Source organism: Legionella israelensis (assembly GCF_004571175.1).
In the GTDB taxonomy this organism is placed as follows: Bacteria; Pseudomonadota; Gammaproteobacteria; order Legionellales; family Legionellaceae; genus Legionella_D; species Legionella_D israelensis.
The window spans coordinates 1560840-1585063 of the sequence record NZ_CP038273.1 but is presented as its reverse complement, the minus strand read 5'-3'; the positions used below and the strand labels follow the sequence as shown (position 1 = coordinate 1585063).

Genomic DNA, 24224 nt, shown 5'->3' with positions numbered 1-24224 from the left:
CCTCGCTATATTCTGTTTTTTATCCGTATGGATTACTTGCCTGAGTAATGCGGTTTATCTGCTTTAAGCCAAAGCTCAATATGTAACCGCAATGATTCGGCAGGCACATTACCATTGATTATATCTTGTTCATCCTCCAAAGACAGGAGGCCATCTATAACTTGTTGCGCATCAATAGGAAAACCTTTTAAACATCCATTCACAAAACCAATCAAATCTATTTTTTCATTCATATTTTTATGAAAAACCTCAGAAGTGGTACTGACAAAACCGACAGAAGGGTGTTGTGTCAGTTTTGTCGGCTTGCTTTGTGGCATATCATCTACTATTTTCAGCCAACGCCCCATATTAATTTCCCTTCTACAGTGATGAAAAAAGCCATTGATAAACAATTTTTGGACGGCCATTTGTATCTGCTGAACCTAATGTTTTTGCTGCGATATAGCCAAAATCAATAAGCCAGTTTAAAGCGTCATTAACATCATCAATATTGTTAAGCCCTGACCAACCCTTGCGGTGTATAGTACGCGCCGTTAAAGGGTCATCCAGCTTGGATTTACGCTCAAGAATAAGTCTTGCGCCATCTAAGCTATGATTTATTGCAAGGCTGTAGAGCCGTTTAGCGTGGCTCAGCAAATAATCTGCCCAATCTAATGCTCTAGCAGTGGCTACCATTCCAACGGCATCATAGCCACCATCAATAATTTCAAATAACAGTGCCAATCCGGCAATGGTTTGAGGCATTTTGAGCATATGGCTTTCAAGGGCTGGGTGGATATCCGAACTGCGAGCAGTATCTTGAATTTCTTTCATCCAAGTAATGAATAATTGCTGTGCTTCATCGGTAAATCGAAAAAGACGCGGTTCCTCATCAATAGTGTTAAATTTAAGGTTGTGGAGCATGTCAAAAACAGTATTATATTTCGCTTTTGCCTGTTGATTAGGCGCACGATCAATCCACTCCCAGATGCCTATATCATCTGGCCAGATGGCTAATTGAAAGCGTTGAATCAAGCCATCATCAGCCGTTCCCCTGATGGCATCACGAACCAGTGTGGCTATTTTACTTGGTTGAATTCCCCCGATGATCGATAGAGTACAACTTTGAATTACAATTGTGCCGCGACCAATGCGATCATAAGAGTAATGCCCATTACCATCAAAGCACTCAAGATAAAACGCACGATCAGTTTGATGCTCCTCCTTGTTTAGTTTTGCTAACCAGCCCGACAGTTCATCACGAACTAATATCAAACCATTCGGATTTTCTTTTAATAACTCGCCTAGGGCGTGTTTTTAAAGTTTTTCAAACGATTAAAAATCTGATAAAAAGACTCCATACTGAAAATGGAGCAAATGGATGTCAAGATTTGTTATTGATGACAAAATGTGGATCAAATTAGAAGAATTACTTCCTGCTCCGAAAGGTCGCCATGGGGAAAATGATCGATTATTTATTGAAGCAGTTTGTTGGATAATCAGGACTGGTGCGCCCTGGAGAGATTTACCGCCAGATTATGGGAAATGGCAAAGTGTTTACGGTCGTTACAATAGGTGGGTAAAAAAGGGAAATTTCAATGGAATTCTTGAAATTTTAAAAAAAAGATGGCGATCACGAATGGCACATGATGGATGGTAGTATTGTTAGGGCACATCAACATGCGGCAGGTGCGATAGGGGGTCAGGACTATCAAGCACTTGGACGGTGTCGCGGCGGATTTAGCTCGAAAATTCATGCAAAAGTAGATTCATTTGGGCTCCCATTAGGATTTATATTAACCGGTGGCCAAGAACATGAAATAAAGATGGCGAAAGATTTATTGAGTGAAGATAAAAGTGAATATTTATTAGCTGATCGCGCTTACGATAGCAATGAATTTAGAGAAGAGTTGGCAAGGCGCGGAGTTGAGACCGTTATTCCAAGTAAAAAGAACCGATACCTTTTTATTGAGCATGACGCTCATATTTATAAAGAAAGGAATCATATCGAGCGATTTTTTAACAGAATCAAAGGGTTCAGAAGAATTGCTACGCGGTATGATAAAACTGCCGCCATGTTTTTAGGTGCTTTAACTGTGATAAGTATTTTGCTGTGGCTGAAACTTTAAAAACACGCCCTAGTTTTTCTATGGTAGCATCGTTGACCACCAATCTTTTTCGGGATGGTAAGGCAAGATTTTCCGAGAGTTTCAACGCTTCTCTCGCTGCCTCTCGATCGTCTTTTTTTAATGCGTTTTTAGCTTTATTTTTTGCGGCCAGCTTTTCCAGTTCAATTAATTGGCACTCTTCTTCATAATTTTTTACGTCTTCTTCAAATTGTCGCGCGGATTCTATATCAAACTGCCTTAGAGGCTTGAGAGCTTCCTTCATGCTCGGGCTTTTCATAGCAGATGGACGACCAATAATTGCTCCCCACTGATTAGGAGTTACTGCCCAATCATCAAGTTGCTTAGGGCATATCAATGCTTTTCGCCCTAATAGACTGGAAAGGCCGACAATTGCCGCCACGGCAACAAAATCAGGTAAGCTTTGCTGACGATCTGCTACATCAAAAATATAATCTCTAATGGCTTCAGGTAACATATCAGCTTGGAATGGAAAAACGGGTGGTCGTGCTTCTGGTAATGGTCGAGGTGAAATATTAGCTGCTTGCCGAGCCACTGATCTTTTATTGTACTCATCCACTGACCTGCCATCTGCTGCTGTGGTTATTTGCGCGACTTTAATAATCGCATCTTTTGGAGATAACCCTTCTCTAACACACATTAAATCAAAAGCATCATGCCAGTAACCATCATTTAATGGATCGTTGTGATGGCTAAAAAATTTGCCCTCTTTGACAGTGATACCAGCAATTCCAGAGGATGAATCAGGTGATAACCATTTTTCGTGATTGCTTGTGATAAGCTTTCGTTTGTAACCATACTGGCTCAGAAGCTCAGCCAATTGATGTTGTTCATTAAAGGCCTGTATCGGGGAAGTTTTATCACCTGACCATTGAGCCTTTTTAGATCCAGTATGATTGGTGGGTGGTAAATTTTTCGGCTCTACAACTTGGATCAGTAAGCCTTCCAGATACTCAAAATACAACGGTTCGGCATTATAGCTCATTGGTTTTCTTGGATAATACCAACCTTGAGCAAACACATTATTTTCTTTGGCATAGGCTAACAAGTGGCCGTTAATATTTTGATTGAGGGATATAATCGCTTGTTCAACGGTAGGTGCTAATTGTTCTCTGTTGTATGGCTTATCCGTTGCCAGGATAATTCTGTATCGATTTCCCTTCCTGCCAGCATAATGAGAGTGTGAGCCATAAAGGACATGCCCTATATCCATGCTTTTTAAAGCGTTATGAACGACTAATGGATCTGGAGCCCCTTCGAATTCACAACCTTGAGCATCAATGTGTTTATCGCAATCAATCACTATCAAATTAGCTATGCTGTCTGTGTTAGCGTCATTGCGTGGCATACACTTAGCATTTGCTGTATTCAGTGTTGTTCTTAAAAAGTGGCTACCGTCCTTATGCCCATGAGGTAATTGTTTAAGCTGTTCCAACCATTCCTTTCCGCCAATATTTTGAAACTGATCGGTTATGGCAATCCCTACCTGTGTTGACGCGACTTTAGTATTTTCCAAAATTGAGATAAAATTCTTCATGTTAAATCCTTAATAAAAGGGGGCGGTCACCCCCTAAAAATCCCGAGTTCATTGATTAACGCTTTCTTCTTGATCGAGTAGGGCGTTAATCTCTGTTGAAACTTCACCTAACTTAAATGGTAATTCGCACCAAAAACTCCATAAAACCGGAAACTCAGCCAATCGAGCCAAAAAACGGAGAAATTCTTCAACCAGTTTTTCCTGTCGTTCACGTTCAACAGCCGCACGCACCTCATCTCTTTGCTGTGCTTTAAGTTCGGGATTTTTATAGCGCGTGATTTCTTTAGGCGACATAAAATAATCACAAGTACCATCTGGGTTTTTACTGCTTTCAACAGGAATAAATCTCTGATTACGCAGGTATGACGCATAGGAATGTAGTGAGTCATTTGTATCAGCAATGCCCATATCGCCTAGTTTCTTTCGATGAATTACCTCGCCACGCAGCAAGGCTTGTAAACACTTATAAGCTTTAGTTTTTGTTTCATTAGTCATCATTTTTCTCCGGTACATTTTCATCAATCCATCGTTGAATGGTCGTGACGTTCCAAGCTAAGACCGAGCTATGTAATTTAGTTGGTTTAGGGAATTTGCCCTTTTCCCACCACCGCCTTAGCGTTAGAGGGCTGCGCCTTGTTAGCTGTTTTACATCCTTCATGTAATAAATTTGAGGTTCTTGAAAATCAGTCATTGCTAACCCCCAAATGACAGGGAATATCAATCCGACATTGAGCAAGATAGTTATCCAGATCGGATTTCAGGTACATGAATCTGCGTTTACTGATTCGGTAGCAAGGTAAGGGGATTGGAGTGCGATTACGCCACTCCCATAGAGTTTTAGGCTTTACGCCTAGATAGGCTGCGGCTTCATTTGTATCAAATCTCTTATCCACGATTTAATCCTTTTGGTTCGTTTTAATCGTGTATAGATTACTTGATGACAAATTAGGCTAAAATGGATTCATGAGAACACAGAGATATCTGCGTTTTTTGTGAGAATTGATTAATAAAAGATCAATCGCTTTTAATTACTGTTATTGGTTTTGTTCGAAAGCCATGTAATGATTTTATGTATATGTGGCCTTGCTGCGTGAAGATGGGTTTTGTGACCACAGTTAAATATTATATCTGCTTTTGTTCCACTGCCTTCAACGTGTTTTATTTTAAACTTTGGGTCAGATTTTTTCTTAACAAGAGATACGTATATTTTAGTTGCCATTAATACATGGTCAGGATCTTGTTCAAACAAAAGCTCTACTGCTTCTTTTAAGCTTCTAGTTGAATCATGTCCATATTGAGACGGTTTAGATAATTGTTTTACTGGTGTCCTAGACTCATCATCTTTTGATGTGCTTGTATCAGGGCTTTTTTCGGAAGAATAAGCATTCGCATTTTCATGTCTATTTTCAGCTACGGGGTTTTCATCTTGTATAGGGACAGCATTATTCAACAGCCAACTAAATTCCGGTAGATTTCGAAGTATCCTTACTGCCAAATCTTTAGTTACCTCCACACTCCAGTCATCTGGTATTTCACGCTCAGGTTTTCTTGCTATAACAGCAATGTCTAGTATGCCTTCCATACTTGCAACTTCACGATGTTCAGGCAACATTAAAGCCCACTCTCGCAGCTGAATACCTAATATTGCGCCAAGCTTCTCATATAAAAGCTTGTGAATGCTGATAGCATTATTGACAAGCTTTTGGTCATCATAATCTATATCACCATAGTCAATGTATTTTCTTGATGAGACAGCCAAATAATGAGCAATATATTTTAGCCATATTTTTTCTGGTAACTGCTCAATAATTAACGTTACAGGATTGTTGCGGCAAAAATTGCGCTGATTTCGAATTAATTCTGTCGATAAATTTTTTTCGGACAAATTATGTCGGTATTGATTATTGGCTCTTTTTTCGCGCTCTTTTAAGAGATCTGGCTTTTGCTTATAACTCAAGTCGGCATTAACTGATTCAATTAAACGAAGGCTTATGGATGAAAAAGGATCATCTAGGTGGCTTAGTGGCTCGACCCAATAAGTAGGTATTGTTTTCCCCTTATAGTCATGAGTCATTTCCCAACTTATACCCAATTTTTTATATATTTCCTCTGTCCTTGAATTTATAGGTAAGCTACTAATCTCAAAAAGATTGTGACACATTTTAATTTCATCAGTTATTTTTTCATGAAAAATGTTATCAATAGCATCAACATATTCGCAAAGATTCCGATCATTCCAAGAAATATCATCATAAGGACACTTTCGTTTCAGGATTGCCAATAACCAAGCTAATTCACGGGTACTTATCTTTTCCTTTTTAACAAATACATCCATTCTTAAGCTCTTAATTGGCTCTGGGGCATATTTTTCTAGGTAAGTTATTATTCGTTTGTGAAATAACGGATGTGATTCATTAATAATTTTCATTATTACTCCATCAAAGTAATATCATCACTGAGGTGTGCCAAGCGAAAGGGGTGATGTAACCCTTAATTCTCCCCGTCGGGATAGCTTGGCTAGGTGATTATACGATTTTTGCTTTATTAAAGCAGGTGTTTTATCGGTTATTTGTCACCTTTATCATCCTTAGATAACGCTTTTTTCGGCTTAAGAAAATTATCTGAGGTAACAACCTTTTGTCCTGTCTTTTCTTCTAACTCTATACGTGCTTTTTTGGCAATTCCACCCCCTTGTTTACTGGCCTTCTTGTTTTCTTTCATGCCAGTAGCATCGGTTGTTTCAGCAATTTGTCGGGTAGATAGCTCTGCCAAAGCTGTAAAAATAAGCTCAGCCTCACTCATATGATCACGCAAATTTTGAGACTTGAGGCCTTTTGCTTTTTTGTGATCTTTGACGCTAATATCTGACCATTCTTGATGGATGATATTGGTTAAAATGGCAAACTCTTTTGGCTCATCAATGCCATGATCTTTCCAATAATCAGTAAGTTTATTGCGGGTCTCCTGCCCCATCATACGTTGCTGTATCCATTTTTCACTGTAGCCATGCTTTTGCCAGGTCTCTCTGGCTCTATCAAGTGATCGGGATGGGTCAGCCATTTCTTGCATTCGCTCATAACCCACTTTTGCGAGCCATAATTTGATAGGCTCAGCTTTGGGACTAGGGACTGACTGAATAAGACGCAATAGTGTTTCTGCTGTGGCAGTATCTGTAAGGCGTAACTTCCCGTCCTCAGCCACCATTTTCAACCGGTTACAATTTGTAACCGTTTCACTGCCTTCTTTTTTCAAACGGTTTTTTAATACCTTCCAGTAGTTTCTAGCAGCTTGATAATCAGGCTGTTGAATTAACTCCTGAATCACATCAACAACAGAAAAAAACCATGTTTCCGTTTTCTCATCATATAGCCGACGAATTTTGAATTGCTCTAAAATGGTTGGATTACTATCCATGATAAACCCCTTATGTTTTTATGCTCTTTTTACTTGGAGCGGAACAACATTGTCCTGAAGCAAATTTTCAATATGTTCCGCCCATGCGTTCAATGCTTCTCTCCGTTGAGGCAGCATTTCGTTTTTATTGTAGGTCGCCATAATTTTTGGCATTTTGTGGCCTAAACACTTTTCAATCACAACCGGATCAACATGGAGGGCTTCACCAAGCTGCGTGGCAAATGTTCTACGAAGATCGTGCGCTGTCCAATCAGGAATGCCAACTCGTTCTTGAATTCTTTTAATTGCTCTTGGGAGTGCGTTTTCGGTAAGCGGTGTTTGTTTATCAGCACCAGACAGCACAAAGGGCGAGGTGCTATGAGCCTTAAGCTCGTAAAGAATAGCTTTCGTTTGTGGACTTAAATGAATTTTAGTCACAATACTGGTTTTAGAGTGACTAGCTGGTATTGTCCACAAAGATTGTTCAAAATTAAACTCACCCCATTGTGCCAGCCTTAATTCTGCGGTTCTAGCTCCGGTGAGCAAAATAAGCTTAATAGCACTCTTGGTTTGAAGTGACATCTGGTTTTGCGGGCTATCCAAAAAAAGCCATAGGATTCTAATTTCTTCAATAGAGAGGTATCTCTCGCGGGGGTGTTCTGTTCCACCAATATTTTTAGGGCGAATAACAGCAGCAGGATTATGGCTCATATGCCCTTGGCTAATAGCATAATTAAAAAGCTGTTTCAGTGAGCTGAGTACCCTATTAGCATGGACAGGGGCATCGCGATCCACAATTGTTTTTAACGCTGTAGAGATATCTATGGTTTGAATGCCATCAAGCTCGCAGTCGCCTAGCAACGGCACAATATCACGATCAATTTGCTTTTTTATTACTAAAGGACGTTTGATCTCCTTTTCGACATAGTCCACATACCACTTCTCGACAAGCTTTTTAACCGTATTCCTTTTCTGCCTCTCTTTTTCAACTTTTTGTTGCTTAATTAATTCCTTAGGATTTTTTTGATCTCTACGCAGGCCGCTAAGCTCAAGAAACTTATTTCTAGCATTAGCCAAGCTCATGGTCGGATAATGCCCCAAGGTAATTTTGTCAGTTTTGTCAGCTATCTTGTAACGGTAAATCCAACTTTTCACCCCTTTGGGGGTGATGCGAATACCAAAGCCACCGCCTTCATATTCTTCATAACGGTTTGCTTTCGGCTTAAGCCCTTTAATGTAGGTATCGGTGAAAATGCCCATAACCACCTTTTATCAAAACTGGGTACACCTTGGGGTACACTTAAATGTGTTCTCTCTTGGTACGACATGTTATTACATGGATGTGATAATATAGGGTAGGCCTTTATGTATCAAGGTTTATATTGAATTTTTGATAAAAGATGATTTTACTTGATACTGCTCAAAAAATGACTGTTAATCATTAGGTCGGCGGTTCGAGCCCGTCCCGGGGAGCCATATTTCATAAGGCTTTCAGCTCGATACTCCCTTTCACAAAACATTTTAATGGGTACTTTAGTGGGTACTTGTTACAAAGCGATCTGTTTGAAATTAGATGATATTCCTTGATTCCACACGATGATTAATTTTTGTATAATAGCCGCATCCAGCCATTGTATTAATTGAGTTGAATGCTTGTATGTTAGATTTTTATTTTGAAACCCCTTCAATTGTTTCCAAATCGCCTAGTTTAGACTGGACAGCTATTGCGGCTATAACAGCAACTTTTGCTTTAGTAACCACATGGTGGCTTTTCTTTCATGACAAGAAAAAACAGCAATCTTTATTTTACTTAAATCAAATCAAAGCTTACTTCACTCAAGCTACTTCTCTTTTAAGTGCTAATGACAATAGTAGTGTGAACTGGCACCAAGCGATTGAGATCTTGAAAATGGCCGATGAATTGGTTACTCAGCTAACAGATAAATCACATCAAAGTATTTGTGTCATGGATATGATGAATACAGGATTTCAGATTATTAATATCATAAAAGATATCGATGATTTTCGTTTTTTCTATGGTGTTCCTGATTACAAAACAAAAGATAGCGCCTCATTATTTCAGCAAGCCAATCCACAACACTTTGAGAGACCTACTCTTAGAATCGCACCAACAGCCTTATATTGCTTATGCGCTTTTATTAATAAGGTAAATTGTATTTTTCATGAGTCAGAGAATAATAAGCCAAAGCATATTATTTTTAATGCGGATTATTTCAAGGTTTCTATAAAAGAGCATAAAATTTCAGGATTTACTGAAATCAGTATGAAAGTTGTTATAGATTACATAAAAGACTCTAAAAAGCATAAGGCAGATAGAACACAACGCCACCTTAAGGAAATGGCAAACGTATAAATATTATCCATTATAAAAAACGCTTTTTGGAAAAAAAGCCCCACATGGGGGCTTAATACCTTGAAAACACATGCGTCTCGCCATTAACATCTACCGAACAATAGTCATTGATAAACAGATCACGGGCAAAAGCCTCACAATCAAAGTAATATCTCAAATGTTCCGGTATCTGATGCGCATAACATTCATCAAATAATTGCCAGGCAAAATCAACCTCTGAATCAAAGCTACCTTGATAACAGTCATCCATCATTGACTCAGCTTCTGATGCCTCGTACTCAGATAGCAGTGCTGCACCAACGTGACCATGTTCATTAATAAAATTTCCGTAATCAGCAATGGTTTTAATCGAGGTATATTCACTGATATCAGCATTACCAAAACCTTCAAAATCATGGATCGCAAATTCTTCTGCATCTTCTTTTGGGCTGTTCGCAAGCATGTCGTAGATTTCAGCCATAATATCGCTTTCTGATTGTGTGGCGCTAATCCACTCACCATGCAAGGTGCCGTTATTATAAGATGCAAGGCATGCAACATAGATTTGAGGGGTATCCATTAGACTTTCTCCTTATTCATTTAAAGAGCAAGCCCCATGGGAGCATGCTCCCATGTTGGGTGATTGATTAAAACGGTATATCGTCTGTCGTTTCCTGCAACATCTCACGCATTTGAGCCATATGGCTTTCAGCGATGTTGTTGGCAGGCTGGGCATCACTGGGTTTACTTTGGCCAAGTAACTGAACATTACTCACCACAATACTGATTGCAGAACGGTTATTGCCGTCTTTATCAGTCCATGAGTTTGAACGCAGTTTGCCTTCAATGAAGACTTGGCTGCCTTTATGTAAAAATTCAGTGACTTTGGTGTATTTGCCAAAGAAAACCAACTGATGCCATTCCACCCGGGTTTGCCATTCATCGTTTTGTTTAAACGACTCATTGGTGGCCAGTGTGGCGGTAACAAACGATTGACCGTCTTTGCCGGTGATACTTTTTGGATCAGCACCCAAATTGCCAATTAGTTGGATGCGGTTCAATGATGCAGTCATAATATTCTCCTATTAGGGTTAAAAATCGCATAACAGAAAAATAGCCGCATAGAGCAGACACTTTTCTGTTATGCGGATAATGATTTGCTTCAAAGGATTAACAAGCGATCTTTCTGCTTGAGAAAGTTTTTACAAATGAAATCAGCGACTCCAGTTTATTTAAACTTAATTCTGCCTGATGAATTTCATCGGCAGAAATTTGCAGGCGAACGCTTTGAAGATCATTCACACAACAATTTAATTCAAATAACAAATGCTCGATTTCTAATTGTGCTGCTGTTGTTCTTTGCATGGTAAGCTCCTTATTCAATAAAGAGGATTAACCCCAACAGGGATTATTTATCCCCAGTGGGTTATGCAAAACAAAGTTCACCGACGTATCGGTTGATTTGCCTGATTATTAAAGATGATATGCCTAGCGCATTCCATTGGCTTTAAGCCATAAGAAAATCCATGAAGGGTTTCCCGACTATACGTTCCACCATCAAATTAGGGAAAAAATGGTGTATCACAAGACCTTAAGGTTTCGCCAGAGTTTCACTGACTCTTCAGTTGTGTTAAATTAATTTCATACTAATTTATTGTGTATTTCAAGTAACTATTAGATATGCAGGGCAAGATCACGAGTGCCTTTAAATTAAACTGATTATGTGATCTCATAGCTCCTTTATTTATAAAGGAGCAAAAATGTCATCATTAGTAGAATGTTTTTCAATAATTCGCGATCCACGTCAATTTACTGCGGGTGGGAAGATGCGTACACAATCCTTAAGACAATTTGCAAACCGACAAATCAAAATGGACAGACAAGGAAAGTTTCAGTACCGGAAACACCGTGCCTATGTCATTCATAAAATGATTGATGACTTGTTTGTCATCCGCCAGGTGCCTCCCTCATGGCAAGCACTTAAACCTGAGCATATTTATAAATTAGTGCAGTACTGGAAAAAACGGCATATTAATCCCGTCACCATCATGCGCTATATGACTATTATCAGACGTTTTTTGCAGATGAGTGATTGTCAAATTGATAAGATTGATAATCAATCCCTTGATCTAACACGGCCAAAGCCTAAAAAGAGGCGAAATAAGGGCATTTCACCTGATATGTGGCAATCAATGGATAATCCCTATGCCCGAATCATTATGGCCTTCCAAGTTGAATTCGGCCTCACCTTCCAAGAAGCCATTCGGATTAAATCTTATCTTCATGTCAAGCAACATGGGCTCTGGATTACCCGTGATATTGCTTTTAATTCAAGTGATCGCTGCATTCCCTTTAGAACAGAAAAGCAAAAGGCTGCGTTACAATATTTTGATTGGTTAACCAAACATCATGACAACCTCATCAAACTTAAGCCTTATGAGGAACTCAGATTAATATGGCGAACGGCTTTGGCTCAATATCGTTTATCGAGCACGAAAAGTTGGCGTTATTTATATGCCAAACAAATGTATGCCTGCCTGTTACCGGAATATGGCAATTATAAAACCTGCCTGATGATTCGAGATGAGATGGGGATTAAATCAAGGAATACGCTTTGGCAATATTTGAAAGCTTGAAAATATCGCCGGGACAAATGGGACACTCGGGACACCTTGCTATTACTGGCTTGTAAGCGTCCCAATGTGTCCCAAGGCGAAAAATTTTTGGGACAATTTTAGTCTCAGTCCCAGATTTTTTTAGTAAATACATATAATCTGGGTGTACCGACACCTGGTACTCTGGGTTTATGGGTTGGCTGGCCATCACCACTCGGTTTCAGCCAGCCCGCATTCAACAACACATGAACGACTGTTTTCGGTTCAAACCCTTTGCACAATTCATTTTTAAATACTTCTGTTAATACCATGAATAGGCGGAATCCTTCATTATCGGTCATGTAAAAGCCTGCCCGGTTAGGGATTCGTTCTTGATTGGTATGCTTGATGTTTTCGAAACGACTTAGACCATGCGCTTCAAAAAAACCACGCACTTGCGACAATATTGCCCTTTCTTCTCGGTTACCTTCTTCACCAAAAACGTCCAGCCATGCCTGAAAACAAACATAAGCCGCATGAAGAGCTTCTCCTTCTTTCCATCCAGTTAAACCATATTGGCTGGCCATCTCGCCTGCGACGGCAACTAAGGCGAAACGTCTGGCAACTCGAATAATTTGGCCGGAGGAGTCTGGCCAGACCACCTTGTCCACAAAGGCTTGTATCGAATCGCCAATGTCTCTGGTTATCGATGGTTGGTTGGCAACAACTTGCTTTAACCACTCAACACCCACGGCGCCATGGTATTGATTGGTATACTGTTTTAAAGACAAGGCCATGCTGGCTGGACTTAACTGTTCATTCAGATGCTCAAAGATACCCATACCCATGCCTGCATCTGCTTCAATGTCCGCCAGCCTGATTTCTTGTCCGGCATTGGTTCTTTGTCCAGCTCTAGCCATCAGCGACATTAAAGACTCTTCCCCAGCCGATAAAAAGAATAATGACCATTGTGATGATGCTTTGGCTGTGCCATGACGGGATGCTCTTGTTTTGCCCTGACCATTGGCTAACAAATAAGCGGCCTCACCAGCCTCTTTGGGATCCATCTGACTCAATTCATCCAAAATTAAAAGCCCATCGTTATGCAGGGCTGCCAACCCTTCAAGGCCATTGGCCGTACTGCGCCATAAACGACAATAAGATTTAGGATTGCCCCAGACCGATGCAGCAACCATTAATGCAGTGCTCTTTCCGCAGGAAGACATGCCACGAAAATGAAAACCACCGGAATCTTCTTTGCTAAATTTTGCCAATGCCGGGGCTAGTGCTGCTGAAATTGCAAATACCAGCCGAGTGTTACCTGATGCTAATTTGCCAATAGACTGCTGCCAATCTTCCAGTGTTCCTGATACAGACATAGCGGACTCAATCGCATGGCTGTTTTGAAATACAATTTTTTCTGATGCATTGCCAATAACTTGTGAAGGGGTAACAAATAGATTGTCATGCCAACCTAATTTATCAACACATCTTGCCCGTGATTCCACAGGAAAGACTTGCAGATAAGTCGCCAGAAGATCACGAGCCATTTTATTAGGCGAAATTGTTAAGCCAAGTCGTGCCAGTTCCCGTCTTATTTCTGAGGAATCACCTTGCAATAACGCCAAAGGCATTGCCCACTGGTGGATGACGCCATCATCATCCTGCCATTCAAGCAAACGACCCTATTCCCCACTTTTAGCATCTCTGGTCTTTGCAACCACATACAATGGTGAGCAGATCCAGCGAGGTGCTAATGGATTGCCGTCTTTATCATTGCCAAGAAATGTGACGCCTTCTTCGGTTAACCTAAACCGACCACCAGCATACTCACAAACAATAGGGAAACGGTGCTTTATTGATTTTATATTTATAATTTGACCCTGTGTCATAAATTTTCTCCAAACAGAGTTCAATGAAGGCGCAAGATCTTTGATAGAAATATACTCCTTCCCTGAACGGTTCATACTTCAATCAGATTTATTCACTCACCATTGATAGGCATTGCCCTTCATCACTGGTGGAACGATAGATTTTTTGCTGTTGGAGAAAATCAAGCACATCGCTTTTGCGATATAAAACCTTACGACCGATTTTAAGATAAGGAACCCCCATGCCTGCCCAGCGATTGCGCTCAAGCAATTGGGTAGAGCAATTTAAAACAGCGGCCAGGGTGAGTTGATTAAACAAAGCCGAATCCGGTGCAGATTCAAATTCATTTAAGAGATGCAAACGTGATTTTTTATTAGTCATTTTGGAACCTCATCAATTGATTATTCATTCAGCATAACTGCCGACCTCTGGCGTCCCTGCCTAATGAATATCAGTTGACTGTCCGGTCGGATCTTTGACGGGATAAGTCTGTGATATTTCATACTCCTATTATTTTTCTTAGTATCGATACCTCCGTAAACTTAACAACTACAAGAAAGTATTATGTAAAAGTTAAAAGAAGGTCAAGGGCTTTTTGGCAACGTGAACTAATTGATACTAATTGTCATTAATTGTTACTAAAATAATTTTTAGCCTGCAGGCAATGTCCCATTTGTCCCAAGCGAAAAAGGCTTACTGGGACGCATCTAAACCAGTGTTGATGCGGTGTCCCGTTTGTCCCAAATGTCCCGCTCATTTTTATAATGATTGCAACAAGTATTAAATCAAATTTAACGATTATTAAGAAATCAAATAAGAATTTAAGTTTGACACAGCAATAACTTATTACCCGTAAATGCGGGTAATATTGAATTTACCCTCATTTGCGGGTATAATTAATATTATTGGCGATTGAGGGTAAAAAGAGGAAGTCGATGATCATCAGCTCAGCAAAAGATTTAGCATTGTATTTGAATGACAAGCGTAAGCAACTCAAAATGAGTCAATCTGAAGTTGCCGATTTAGTCGGTTTAAAACAGGATACCATATCAAAGTTTGAAAATAGCCCTGATAATAGCCGAATTGATACTTTATTTAGAATATTGTCTGCCCTTAATTTAAATATGAGTCTTGTTGAAAAAGAGCAAGCTGCTCATGAAGAGATAGAATGGTAATGCGTAAATTATACATATTGATGAACCATGAGCTCGTTGGGGAGCTTACCCAGGATAATGCAGGAGGTTTGAGTTTTTCCTACGTTGCTGACTGGCTTTCCAAGCCGTATTCACGGCCGGTTTCTTTATCGCTACCATTAATAACGCAAAAGTTCTCAGGTGAAGTTGTTTATAACTTTTTTGATAACTTACTCCCTGATAATCCGCAGATAAGAGCCAGAATTCAAGCTCGTTTTCAGGCAAGTTCATCACGACCGTTTGATTTATTAGCTTTAATTGGTAGTGATTGTGTTGGTGCAATACAAATCGTTGAAGAAATTCCCGAGAGACAAGAAAAAAAAATTGAGTGTAAAATTGTTAGTGAGGCCGAGATAGCTCATACTTTACGTTCCTATCAGATCTCGCCACTGGGAATGGATAAAGAAGATGATGAATTTAGAATATCGATAGCAGGCGCTCAGGAAAAAACCGCTTTTCTATATTATCAAAACAAATGGCATAAACCATTTGGACCTACACCAACAACTCATATATTCAAACTACCTATTGGGTATTTATCTCATCAAGGGATTGATTTAAGTGAGAGTTGTGAAAATGAACATCTCTGTTTACTACTGGCGAGCAAATTTGGTTTAGATGTTGCGAAATCTAAAATCTTACAATTCGAAGATGTAAAAGTATTGGTTGTCGAAAGATTTGATAGAAAATGGAGTCGAGATAATCGGTATATTCTCAGATTGCCGCAGGAAGATCTTTGCCAATCATTGGGATACTCACCAAATTTAAAATATCAGTCTGATGGTGGGCCGGGTATTAAAGAAATTATGCAGCTACTTAATGGCTCACAGCAGCCTCAAAAAGACAGAGATGAATTTTTCAGGGCACAGGTTGTTTACTGGTGCCTTGGTGCTATTGATGCGCATGCCAAAAATTTCAGTATAAGCATACAAGCGCAAGGCGGTTACCAGCTAACCCCATTATACGACATCATTTCAGCCTACCCTTTAGTCGAACAAAAACAGTTACAGTTTAAGAAATTGAAAATGGCAATGGCGTTATATGGTAAAAATAGTCATTATAAGATTGACGGTATTCAAAAAAGACACTTTATTGAAACGGCAAAATACGTTCAATATTCTAAAATTAAAGCAGCTCAGATTTTTGAACAAGTGATTGACCGTATCGAATCTGCTATTGATGAGGTCTCAACAGAGTTACCAAACCACTTCCCAGAAAGGATTGCAGATCCAATCTTCAAAGGGATGAGAGCTTTTAAGGCGCGAATGACGTCCACTTCATGACTCAATCTTACCGGATCAAAAAAATATCTATGATTTTGATTTAATTTTTTTCATATACTACGCCCTGTTTGGGTTGGATTTCTAACAGGGTTGCCGAGGGTTTAACCCCCATACACTTTAAGAAATAATCAGTAATCTGCTGCATTGGTTTTCTTAGACGTTCCACATCGGTCACAATATAGCCCGCGGTGATATCCCCATTCATTTTATGGTTCATTAAGCGTTTCAATGCATAGGCTGAAACATCTAAACTTTCGGCAATGGTAATGAAGGTGCGCCTTAAATCATGAATGGTGAAGTGAATACCTGAAACCTTGGTCACCTGTGCCATTTGCTTACGAGGCTCGATAATATGACCAGCAGCTCCTTTCCCGGGGAACACATACTCATTAATTTTGTTTTTGCTGCGTGCTAAAAGCAATTCATACAGGTAGTTCGATAGTGGCAGTGTATGGGGGGCACGATTTTTGGTATCCAGTATGGTGAGTGTTTTAGCTTTTAAATCCACTTGATCCCAGCGTAAAGTCGCAGCTTCCTGACGACGCAAGCCCGTTAGTATGATTAACATTAGGTAATCTCGTAACACCTCATTTTGTAATTGTTGTACGCCAAGATACCAAGGTGCTAATTCATGGGATTTAATATAAGTTTGGCGACGCTCAACCCGATACCAGGCACGGGTTTGTGATAGGCGCTTCACAGGGTTTTCACTAATCAATGATCGCCCTTGTGAATCTTCATATTGGCCGTCTGCAAAATTAAAAAGAGCACGCAAAAGTCGCATGGCTATATTGGCATAAGCTTCTCCTCGTTCATTGCCTAATTTTTTATGATGCCTCGCAACCTTATCTTTGGTGATGGCCAGAAATGGTTTATTACCCCAGTTCGAGAAAGCAGTGCCTAACAATTTTTTGTAATTGTATAACGTGTTGTGCTTTAACGATTTACGGACTTGGATATAGTCATTAAAGACATCGTTTAAGGTCATTTCACGTATTTTTTCAGCACGCTTTTCGGCAACCGGGTCAAGTCCTGTAGCAATCTGCCCCAATAACTTTTGCGCTTCTTTCCTTGCCATTTCAACGGTGAGTTCAGGGTAACGACCTAAGGTAATGCGGGAAAGTTTATTCTTTATCAGCTTTTCAACAAAAAAGGCTTTTGTACCTCCCGAAGTCACTCTGACACCAAAGCCTTTCATGGCATCATCATAATACCGTTTTTGTGCCGTTCTTCCCGGAGTCTTTGAAACGGGTATTGGTAATTTGTCCACTGCTGATTTTGTAATCTTCATTTTGCTTTCCATTCGTTTGTGTCGAACATGTGTCGAATATGTGTCGAAGAAATAATTAAAACACAATAAAAGAGTTTATACCACAAAAGTAGCGTAACACCTTGTAAATAAAGGGTTATTTAGGAAATTTAAAAGTTGATAAAAATTATTAAAAGTCGCAATATTATAACTGTTAATCATTAGGTCGGCGGTTCGAGCCCGTCCCGGGGAGCCAATTAGGACGATGTGGTAAGTTTAGGAAGACATCAAAGGGCTTTCGCGTTGTAAACATTAGCTTTCCAGCGTTCATTTCCAAGTTCGAGAATAAAATTGTAATAATCCGACGTTTTTCCACAAGGCGTGGAAAACAGGCGTGGGAGTTGAAGAGCAACGCATGCAATCAATTGAGAATTTAGAAAAGATGATTGTTATTCTCTCCTTTGTAGCCATTCGTTTACTGCAATTAAAAGAGCATTTTGAATACCCAGTTACTCTAAATATTGATGACAGTATTCTTTGTGAAGAATTATTATCTGAAACTGAATGGAAGGTATTGTGGAGTAGTGTTGAAAAAACATCATTACCCAAAAACACTCCGACCGCCGCATGGGCTTATCAAGCAATAGCAAAACTTGGTGGATGGACAGATTCTAAAAGAACTGGCAAAGCATCCTGGGCTATTATTTGGAAAGGTTGGTTTCGGCTAAGAGAAAGACTGGAGGGGCTTAGGATTGCAACGGAGATGATGAAGATGTGACAGTTTTTTAGGGTAGAGCCGGTAAATTTTTATATAATAGGTGCATCTGACCATTCATTTTAATTAAGTTGAATTAGTTTTGACTTAATCTGACATAACCACTTGAAAAGGTGAGAGTTTCCGGTTTTGATAGAAGTGCAAACTTTTAATCAAACCAAGAGGAAAACTCTCATGATAGATAATAACGTTAAAATCATTAAACATAAAGTTGGACTGTTAAATTTAGCAGAAGAACTTGGTAATGTATCAAAAGCCTGTAAAGTGATGGGATTATCCCGTGATACCTTTTATCGTTACAAGTCAGCGGTAGAATCTGGTGGAATTGAGGCATTATTTGATCAAACTCGCAGGAAACCTAATCATAAGAATCGAGTTGAAGAATCTATTGAGCTAGCGGTCAAGGAATATGCCGTAGAATACCCTGCCCATGGCCAGCAACGTACGAGTAATGAACTACGAAAGAAAGGGGTATTTGTTTCTGGCAGCGGTGTACGCAGTGTCTGGCTAAGACATAATTTAGCCAATTTTAAAGACCGATTAAAAGCACTGGAAGCAAAGGTAGCATCGGAAGGTATTCTTCTTACAGAAGCCCAAATAGCAGCTTTAGAGAAGAAAAAGAACGATGATGAGGCTTGTGGAGAGATTGAAACAGTTCATCCTGGTTACCTTGGCTCTCAAGATACTTTTTATGTTGGAACATTAAAGGGCGTTGGCAGGATTTATCAACAAACTTTTGTGGATACCTATAGCAAAGTAGCTTTTGCCAAGCTGTACACCACAAAAACACCGATTACATCGGCTGACATTCTTAATGACAAAGTATTGCCTTTCTTCGAACAACATCAATTACCTATGTTGCGTATTTTAACCGATCGCGGTACAGAATATTGCGGGAAGGTCGAACAACATGATTACCAGCTTTATTTGGCGATAAACAATATCGAGCACACTAAAACCAAGGCGCAATCGCCACAAACCAATGGTATTTGTGAACGCTTCCATAAGACTATTTTGCAGGAGTTTTATCAAGTCACATTTCGCAAGAAAATCTACGATACGACTGAAGAATTGCAAAAAGATCTGGACGAATGGCTTCATTATTATAATAATGAGCGCACCCATCAGGGCAAAATGTGCTGCGGACGAACTCCCATGCAAACTTTGACAGATGGCCAACAAATCTGGATGGAAAAATTTATAAACTGAATTTGACCTGACAGACACTTCTAGAAAACCGGCAACTGTCAGATCAAGTTTGAACTACTACAATTAAGTTGATGGCCTGTATGTTAGATTTTTACTGCCTTCCTTGTCTACTGCCCGATATAGAAACATCCAAATCCCTTTAACTTTTTGCAACAGCATCATCGTTTTTAGTTCTTTACCTAAAAGATAATGATGGCGGATAAATAAATCTGAAGGGATGGAGCTTATAGAACCCTTAAGTCTGCCCCATTCTCTTTTGAAATTTTATAAGATTCACGAATTGAAATCATCAAGCCCTCGATGGTATTTTTTGAAAAGTCTTGTTTACTATTATCCGCATAACGAGCAAGTTTTTTCACTTCTGGCATTATGTCATTTGAAAATGTTTCTGGACTTGTTTTTTTAAGAATATCCTTATGTAATGCCTTTGCAGCATCACTGGCTTTAGCATATCCTAGCTGCTTTGCAACGGTTTTTTTTAAATCCTTACCTCCACTCTCATTCAATAAGGCATAAATTAATATACTGACCTCTAAAGATGATTGCGAACTTTCTATCGCTACGGAATAAACCATGGCACGTCTTCTGCCAAGTTCTTTGGAAAAAAATGTCTTTTTTTTGTTTCTATTAGATAATCTTGAATCGCTATCTTGGTATTGGATTTGTTTTTATTTACCAATGAGTCCATTCGATCTAATCGTTTATTAAATTCTTCAGAAAAGTCCTCATTTACAATTTCATCTTTGTTCTTATAATGGAGAACCAAAATGTGAAAATCATTAAAGAATCGTAATACATCATCCGCGGTTGGACGTTCTTTATATTTAAATTTTTGCATTTTGTTAAGAAATTGTTTTACCGTTTCGATCAATCTCTCACGTTCAGGAAATTCCTCAGGGACCAATTCTTCTAATAAGTTAGAAAGTGAAAACGGAGGAGTTTTTCCATCCTTTCTATCATATATAAGATGATATGGATTAGGATACTTCTTATCCAACTCTTCAAAGGGATTCTCAACACCTAATACAACCGCTATAAATGGGACCATGGAAAAAATATCTGATCGGATACCACCTTTTTCATTTAATACTTCCGGAGCCACATAACGTGGTGATCCTTTAGCCGTTATTGATGTTCTTTTTCTTTCTACATCAGCTTGAGTAATGGCATCTGCCAAACCATAGTCAATTGGAGTTGCTTCCCACCTGTCTTTACTAACTTCTTTTATGACAATATTTTCCAATTTAATGTCAAAATTCTGGACGGCTTCCTTTGTAGATGGTGTATAGTGAGCCCATAAATTAAAGGTATGCAAAAAACTTACAACTAAATTTAGGCGCTGTTCCAGATTAAGGGAACTGAGTTTACTTTTTTTAAATTCCAAAAAATCTGTGCCCATATTTTCCATTATTAAAAAATAATGACCATTGACTAACATGTCACTGGGTTTTTCTGTCTCAATATATTTTTTCTGTACACGATATTCGTTATCCAATTCCTCTCTCTCTGTTTTAGCAGGAGACATGAGTTTAATCACATATTCTTTATCACCAAACCTTATTTCGTTTGATTCTAAAACAATTTTTTCAGCGGCATAGACTGCCCCGAAAGATCCCTTTCCTTTTAGATCCGCATGATTAATGTAATAATAACGAGGATTATCCTCGCTGCCTATTTTTAAAACAGAATCATTGTAAGCAGGCGGTTTCTTATCTTTCAGTAAGACAATACTTTTTTGGATACTTTCTTTTACGCCTAAGTCAGTTATCTCTTTGGACATTTCTCTCTCTCAAACCTTGAGGGGACTCAAAGAATCATATTCGTTTTATATATAATAGCTGCCCAACATTAAGTCTTTATTAACAAATAACAAGCAGTCTGCGCGGAGCAGGGCGATTTCATCAAAGTTCAAAATCCAATCATTTTTTTCAAATATTGAGTAGAAAGGGCAGCTTTCATTCGTTTTAAAGCGATGCCATCTTGGTTTGAAGTATCCTGGGTTAATAATTTAAGGACTATTTTACGCATAATGCTTAAATTTATATCAGCGCATCCACGATATATCGGACATTGGTCTTCATTCATCCCGACATCTAACTTGTAGTGCAAGCCATTTTCTATTTTCCAATGGTCGCGAATTGCCTGACGCATTAAGTTGTGTTTTTTATAAGGCAGGGATGTCATGTAGTAACGTGTAGCGGTTTCAATGTCGCCTGTGGGTAGATGCCGCGTGGATTGCACACGGATATAGGCGCTTAAATCTTTCCATTGTTGACCGTAGGAAGGAAGGTACATGGCTGGTAATACGGTGTATGTTCTTTCTTCAAAACGGCTGTGGTCATAATTATTGGTGTCTTTTTGTTGGAAAACCATGGCCTTGTAATTTAAGGAATCCGCTTTTTGAAAGAGGTTATCCACCTTTCGGTGCATGCGTTTATGATTCTTTTTTAAAGCAAGCACATAATGAGCTTGTTTGAGACGTATTAAATTGGCAATTCCCTTTTGCGTTCCCATTGCATCAATCGTTATCACCTTATCTTTGATACTGAGCGCCTTTAATAGTATAGGTATCCCCTTTATTTCATTAGACTTGTCAGGTGTAACCGTGCTGCCAAGGGTCGCGGATAAGCGTGGGGAGTAAGCATTCACCAGATGGGTCGCCTTCTTATTGCCCCTTTGATAAGAGGAGCCGCGACTCGTCTTACCATCAATCGCAATCAGCTCATCCATAAAAAATTGACTGATTTCTTCTATCCACGAACTTAAACAACGCTCAAATTCTAAAGGGTCAATCAGAGAAAATACCCGCGCCAATGTGTGGTGGCTCGGAAGACCTTCACTGACATCAATAAATTGGCTTAACCAGCGCTTGCGCGACCTGGCAAAAATCTCCATGGCTTTCCAACTGTCACAGCCACATATTAATCCGCATAAAACAATAATCAGTATCGTTAAAAGTGAATACGTGCAACGACCTCCAACTCGTGGATCGCGGATGGACAGAAAACAATGAAACAAATATTGATTTTTTCCAAATTTACGCGTACTTTCTAACACAATCAGGCTCCTTCTTAAGATTTTTATAATCTACGTCGACCAACGTAGGCGCCTGATTTTTAACATTTTTTATTTTAATTTGCCAGATTAATAAAACATATCCCTACAATTTAGCTCATTCTCAATGATGAATTTTTGAACTTTGATGAAATCGCCCTGTGCGCGGAGCTCTGTGCGGGACAAAACTTCATGAGTCAACTTCTACTTGTATATTTTGGGGAACAAGTTGTCTGATAATTTTTCTAGACTCATTGATTTTGCAACAAAAGGCGCTGAATTTATCGCGAATAAAATCCAAGCCCTATTTGAAGAGGCTGGCTCGTGGTCTTTGTTGTTTTTTATGGTTGTCCGCTTAAATCCATACCTCACCTCAAAAAGAGGTGATTTGATCATGTTTCTTAGCGATAGATAAGATGTGTAGAAGATTCAGATTTTCACAGTAGAGCCAATTGAACCTGCTACACCTGACCTAGATCACGATAAACAACAAAGGGTACCAAAAACTATAAGAAATCAGACAGTTAATGTGAATTTCAAGAGGTCGTCATGTTGTCTTTAAAAGTTGGTTATTGTCATGAATAAAGCCGCAAAAACCTTTTTTTCTACAAAAAGCTCTGTAAGTGTCGGATCAGTTTTCTGTTGACATTCAAAAATGAAAAGAAATTAATCTACTGATTTCAAATATATTTTAATATAATCACCACAAGATAATGTAAATTTTTATGTCTGTTTTTCAGTAAGAAGAAAGATAGATGAAATGTAGTGATACGGTTTTGTAACTTTTGAACATCCGTATATAAGGAGATATATTAGATGTTGTCTAAAAATATTACTCGGCTAAAAATTTTTTCCTTCTTTGATATTTTGCTTTATATCCACATCAATCTATAGTGGGGATGCCACATCCTTAAATTCATTTCCACAGTCAGGCATTTATCTTGGCGCCTCAGCTACAAAGGATACAGCCTATTATAAATTTAATCGTCGGGATTTTAATTCTCCTTTATTATTTATCGATCAGGACATATCGGTTTTAAGTGGTACGGGTGGTGCTGGTGAAGTTTATTTAGGTTACAAATATTCTTTTTTTTATCGATATTCTGTGGCACTTGAAGGATTTTATAATCGTAGTTTTAACTCTGCAAGTTTTAATTTATTAGATACAAATACACTTTATTCTCGTCAATTAACTGGTTCTTTTAAACAAAAATGGCTAGCCGGCATTGGGAAGGTAACATGAGGCTTTTCATCTCTTGTAATCCTCCTTTTGAGGTTGACCAGCATCAGCTTATTGATTAGGTTTACATGCTCAAACATTATTCAATAATCGAGTTACATGTATACAGCAAATGCTCTTTTTTGTCAGAGTCCCAGCCTCCCCCTCAGGCGTATCCGATGCTCCCAGAACTTCCGCTGCCACAGATGATATTCTCCGCACTTATCTGGTTTTATATTGAAACCCGGCTTGCTCAATATTTCATGGAGAAATACAGGAAAATGGCGTTTTCCAAATAATGCCTTAGCTTTTCAGCATTTAATTTATTCATACCTTAATCCCTTAAAAATGACCTCATTAATGGAAG

The 24224-nt window shown here is 39.0% G+C and carries 24 protein-coding genes and 3 pseudogenes; 9 read left to right on the top strand and 18 right to left on the bottom strand.

Annotated features, from left to right (window positions below):
• Window positions 1–32: 32 nt before the first annotated feature.
• Window positions 33–347: a hypothetical protein gene (locus E4T55_RS07050; RefSeq protein WP_058503025.1), complete on the bottom strand. Its 315-nt coding sequence runs from the start codon at window positions 345–347 to the stop codon at window positions 33–35.
• 13 nt (window positions 348–360) lie between these two features.
• Complete coding sequence (locus E4T55_RS07045) at window positions 361–1254, bottom strand: DUF3987 domain-containing protein (RefSeq protein ID WP_058503024.1); 894 nt, start codon at window positions 1252–1254, stop codon at window positions 361–363.
• 106 nt (window positions 1255–1360) lie between these two features.
• Here E4T55_RS07045 and E4T55_RS15285 point away from each other — a divergent pair, with 106 nt between their 5' ends.
• Window positions 1361–1639, top strand: coding sequence for a transposase (locus E4T55_RS15285; protein WP_058503023.1), 279 nt, complete (start codon window positions 1361–1363; stop codon window positions 1637–1639).
• The gene (locus tag E4T55_RS15280) at window positions 1626–2108 is read left to right on the top strand and encodes an IS5 family transposase (protein WP_082636595.1); all 483 of its coding nucleotides are present in this window, start codon (window positions 1626–1628) and stop codon (window positions 2106–2108) included. Before E4T55_RS15285 ends, E4T55_RS15280 begins: the two co-directional genes overlap by 14 nt.
• Here the strand turns inward: E4T55_RS15280 and E4T55_RS07035 are convergent.
• From E4T55_RS07035 to E4T55_RS07005, 7 genes are all read right to left on the bottom strand, one after another.
• On the bottom strand, window positions 2029–3663 hold the full coding sequence (locus E4T55_RS07035; RefSeq protein ID WP_058503021.1) for a DUF3987 domain-containing protein: 1635 nt from the start codon (window positions 3661–3663) through the stop codon (window positions 2029–2031). The two genes, E4T55_RS15280 and E4T55_RS07035, sit on opposite strands and share 80 nt — an antisense overlap.
• Window positions 3664–3711: 48 nt before the next feature.
• A complete protein-coding gene (locus E4T55_RS07030) occupies window positions 3712–4161 on the bottom strand; it encodes a hypothetical protein (protein WP_135121919.1) in 450 nt (149 codons plus the stop codon).
• Window positions 4151–4321 (bottom strand): helix-turn-helix transcriptional regulator, encoded by a 171-nt coding sequence (locus E4T55_RS07025; protein ID WP_223168316.1) that lies wholly within the window; start codon window positions 4319–4321, stop codon window positions 4151–4153. The genes E4T55_RS07030 and E4T55_RS07025 overlap by 11 nt, the downstream gene beginning before the upstream one ends.
• A gap of 25 nt (window positions 4322–4346) precedes the next feature.
• On the bottom strand, window positions 4347–4556 hold the full coding sequence (locus E4T55_RS07020; protein WP_202967207.1) for a helix-turn-helix transcriptional regulator: 210 nt from the start codon (window positions 4554–4556) through the stop codon (window positions 4347–4349).
• A 131-nt stretch (window positions 4557–4687) separates the two neighbouring features.
• Entirely contained in the window at window positions 4688–6091 is a 1404-nt protein-coding gene (locus E4T55_RS07015; RefSeq protein WP_058503019.1) for a hypothetical protein, read from the bottom strand.
• Between the two features lie 137 nt (window positions 6092–6228).
• The gene (locus E4T55_RS07010) at window positions 6229–7077 is read right to left on the bottom strand and encodes a BRO family protein (RefSeq protein WP_058503018.1); all 849 of its coding nucleotides are present in this window, start codon (window positions 7075–7077) and stop codon (window positions 6229–6231) included.
• Between the two features lie 18 nt (window positions 7078–7095).
• A complete protein-coding gene (locus tag E4T55_RS07005; protein WP_058503017.1) occupies window positions 7096–8316 on the bottom strand; it encodes a tyrosine-type recombinase/integrase in 1221 nt (406 codons plus the stop codon).
• 397 nt (window positions 8317–8713) lie between these two features.
• Here E4T55_RS07005 and E4T55_RS07000 point away from each other — a divergent pair, with 397 nt between their 5' ends.
• Window positions 8714–9430, top strand: coding sequence for a hypothetical protein (locus E4T55_RS07000; RefSeq protein ID WP_058503016.1), 717 nt, complete (start codon window positions 8714–8716; stop codon window positions 9428–9430).
• Window positions 9431–9482: 52 nt separating this feature from the next.
• On the opposite strand, the gene E4T55_RS06995 is transcribed toward E4T55_RS07000, so the two are convergent.
• From E4T55_RS06995 to E4T55_RS06985, 3 genes are all read right to left on the bottom strand, one after another.
• Window positions 9483–9989 carry an antirestriction protein ArdA gene (locus E4T55_RS06995; RefSeq protein WP_058503015.1) on the bottom strand — a complete coding sequence of 169 codons (507 nt, stop codon included), beginning with the start codon at window positions 9987–9989 and terminating at the stop codon, window positions 9483–9485.
• A 67-nt stretch (window positions 9990–10056) separates the two neighbouring features.
• Window positions 10057–10482: a single-stranded DNA-binding protein gene (locus E4T55_RS06990; protein ID WP_058503014.1), complete on the bottom strand. Its 426-nt coding sequence runs from the start codon at window positions 10480–10482 to the stop codon at window positions 10057–10059.
• 97 nt (window positions 10483–10579) lie between these two features.
• The gene (locus tag E4T55_RS06985) at window positions 10580–10774 is read right to left on the bottom strand and encodes a hypothetical protein (protein WP_058503013.1); all 195 of its coding nucleotides are present in this window, start codon (window positions 10772–10774) and stop codon (window positions 10580–10582) included.
• Window positions 10775–11235: 461 nt separating this feature from the next.
• Here E4T55_RS06985 and E4T55_RS06980 point away from each other — a divergent pair, with 461 nt between their 5' ends.
• Window positions 11236–12045, top strand: a complete 810-nt coding sequence (locus tag E4T55_RS06980) for an integrase (protein ID WP_058503086.1) — start codon at window positions 11236–11238, stop codon at window positions 12043–12045.
• Between the two features lie 104 nt (window positions 12046–12149).
• On the opposite strand, the pseudogene E4T55_RS06975 reads toward E4T55_RS06980, so the two are convergent.
• A pseudogene (locus E4T55_RS06975) lies at window positions 12150–13895 on the bottom strand (DUF927 domain-containing protein).
• Between the two features lie 88 nt (window positions 13896–13983).
• Window positions 13984–14256 (bottom strand): helix-turn-helix domain-containing protein, encoded by a 273-nt coding sequence (locus E4T55_RS06970; RefSeq protein ID WP_058503012.1) that lies wholly within the window; start codon window positions 14254–14256, stop codon window positions 13984–13986.
• A 554-nt stretch (window positions 14257–14810) separates the two neighbouring features.
• Here E4T55_RS06970 and E4T55_RS06965 point away from each other — a divergent pair.
• Window positions 14811–15050, top strand: coding sequence for a helix-turn-helix domain-containing protein (locus E4T55_RS06965; protein WP_058503011.1), 240 nt, complete (start codon window positions 14811–14813; stop codon window positions 15048–15050).
• The gene (locus E4T55_RS06960) at window positions 15044–16351 is read left to right on the top strand and encodes a type II toxin-antitoxin system HipA family toxin (protein ID WP_058503010.1); all 1308 of its coding nucleotides are present in this window, start codon (window positions 15044–15046) and stop codon (window positions 16349–16351) included. Before E4T55_RS06965 ends, E4T55_RS06960 begins: the two co-directional genes overlap by 7 nt.
• A 40-nt stretch (window positions 16352–16391) precedes the next feature.
• Here E4T55_RS06960 and E4T55_RS06955 read toward each other — a convergent pair whose 3' ends face one another.
• The gene (locus E4T55_RS06955; RefSeq protein WP_058503009.1) at window positions 16392–17642 is read right to left on the bottom strand and encodes a tyrosine-type recombinase/integrase; all 1251 of its coding nucleotides are present in this window, start codon (window positions 17640–17642) and stop codon (window positions 16392–16394) included.
• Window positions 17643–17970: 328 nt separating this feature from the next.
• On the opposite strand from E4T55_RS06955, the pseudogene E4T55_RS06950 reads away from it, so the two are divergent.
• A pseudogene (locus E4T55_RS06950) lies at window positions 17971–18378 on the top strand (IS4 family transposase); the annotation flags it as partial.
• A gap of 171 nt (window positions 18379–18549) precedes the next feature.
• Window positions 18550–19651: pseudogene (locus E4T55_RS06945) on the top strand (IS481 family transposase).
• Window positions 19652–19808: 157 nt separating this feature from the next.
• Here the strand turns inward: E4T55_RS06945 and E4T55_RS06940 are convergent.
• The 3 genes from E4T55_RS06940 to E4T55_RS06930 form a co-directional block, all read right to left on the bottom strand.
• Window positions 19809–20159 (bottom strand): hypothetical protein, encoded by a 351-nt coding sequence (locus E4T55_RS06940; protein ID WP_058503006.1) that lies wholly within the window; start codon window positions 20157–20159, stop codon window positions 19809–19811.
• The gene (locus tag E4T55_RS06935; RefSeq protein WP_058503005.1) at window positions 20144–21364 is read right to left on the bottom strand and encodes a protein kinase domain-containing protein; all 1221 of its coding nucleotides are present in this window, start codon (window positions 21362–21364) and stop codon (window positions 20144–20146) included. Before E4T55_RS06935 ends, E4T55_RS06940 begins: the two co-directional genes overlap by 16 nt.
• A 128-nt stretch (window positions 21365–21492) precedes the next feature.
• Window positions 21493–22641, bottom strand: a complete 1149-nt coding sequence (locus E4T55_RS06930; protein WP_115325389.1) for an ISAs1 family transposase — start codon at window positions 22639–22641, stop codon at window positions 21493–21495.
• A gap of 856 nt (window positions 22642–23497) precedes the next feature.
• On the opposite strand from E4T55_RS06930, the gene E4T55_RS06925 reads away from it, so the two are divergent.
• Window positions 23498–23881, top strand: a complete 384-nt coding sequence (locus tag E4T55_RS06925) for a hypothetical protein (protein WP_058501785.1) — start codon at window positions 23498–23500, stop codon at window positions 23879–23881.
• Window positions 23882–24224 lie beyond the last annotated feature (343 nt).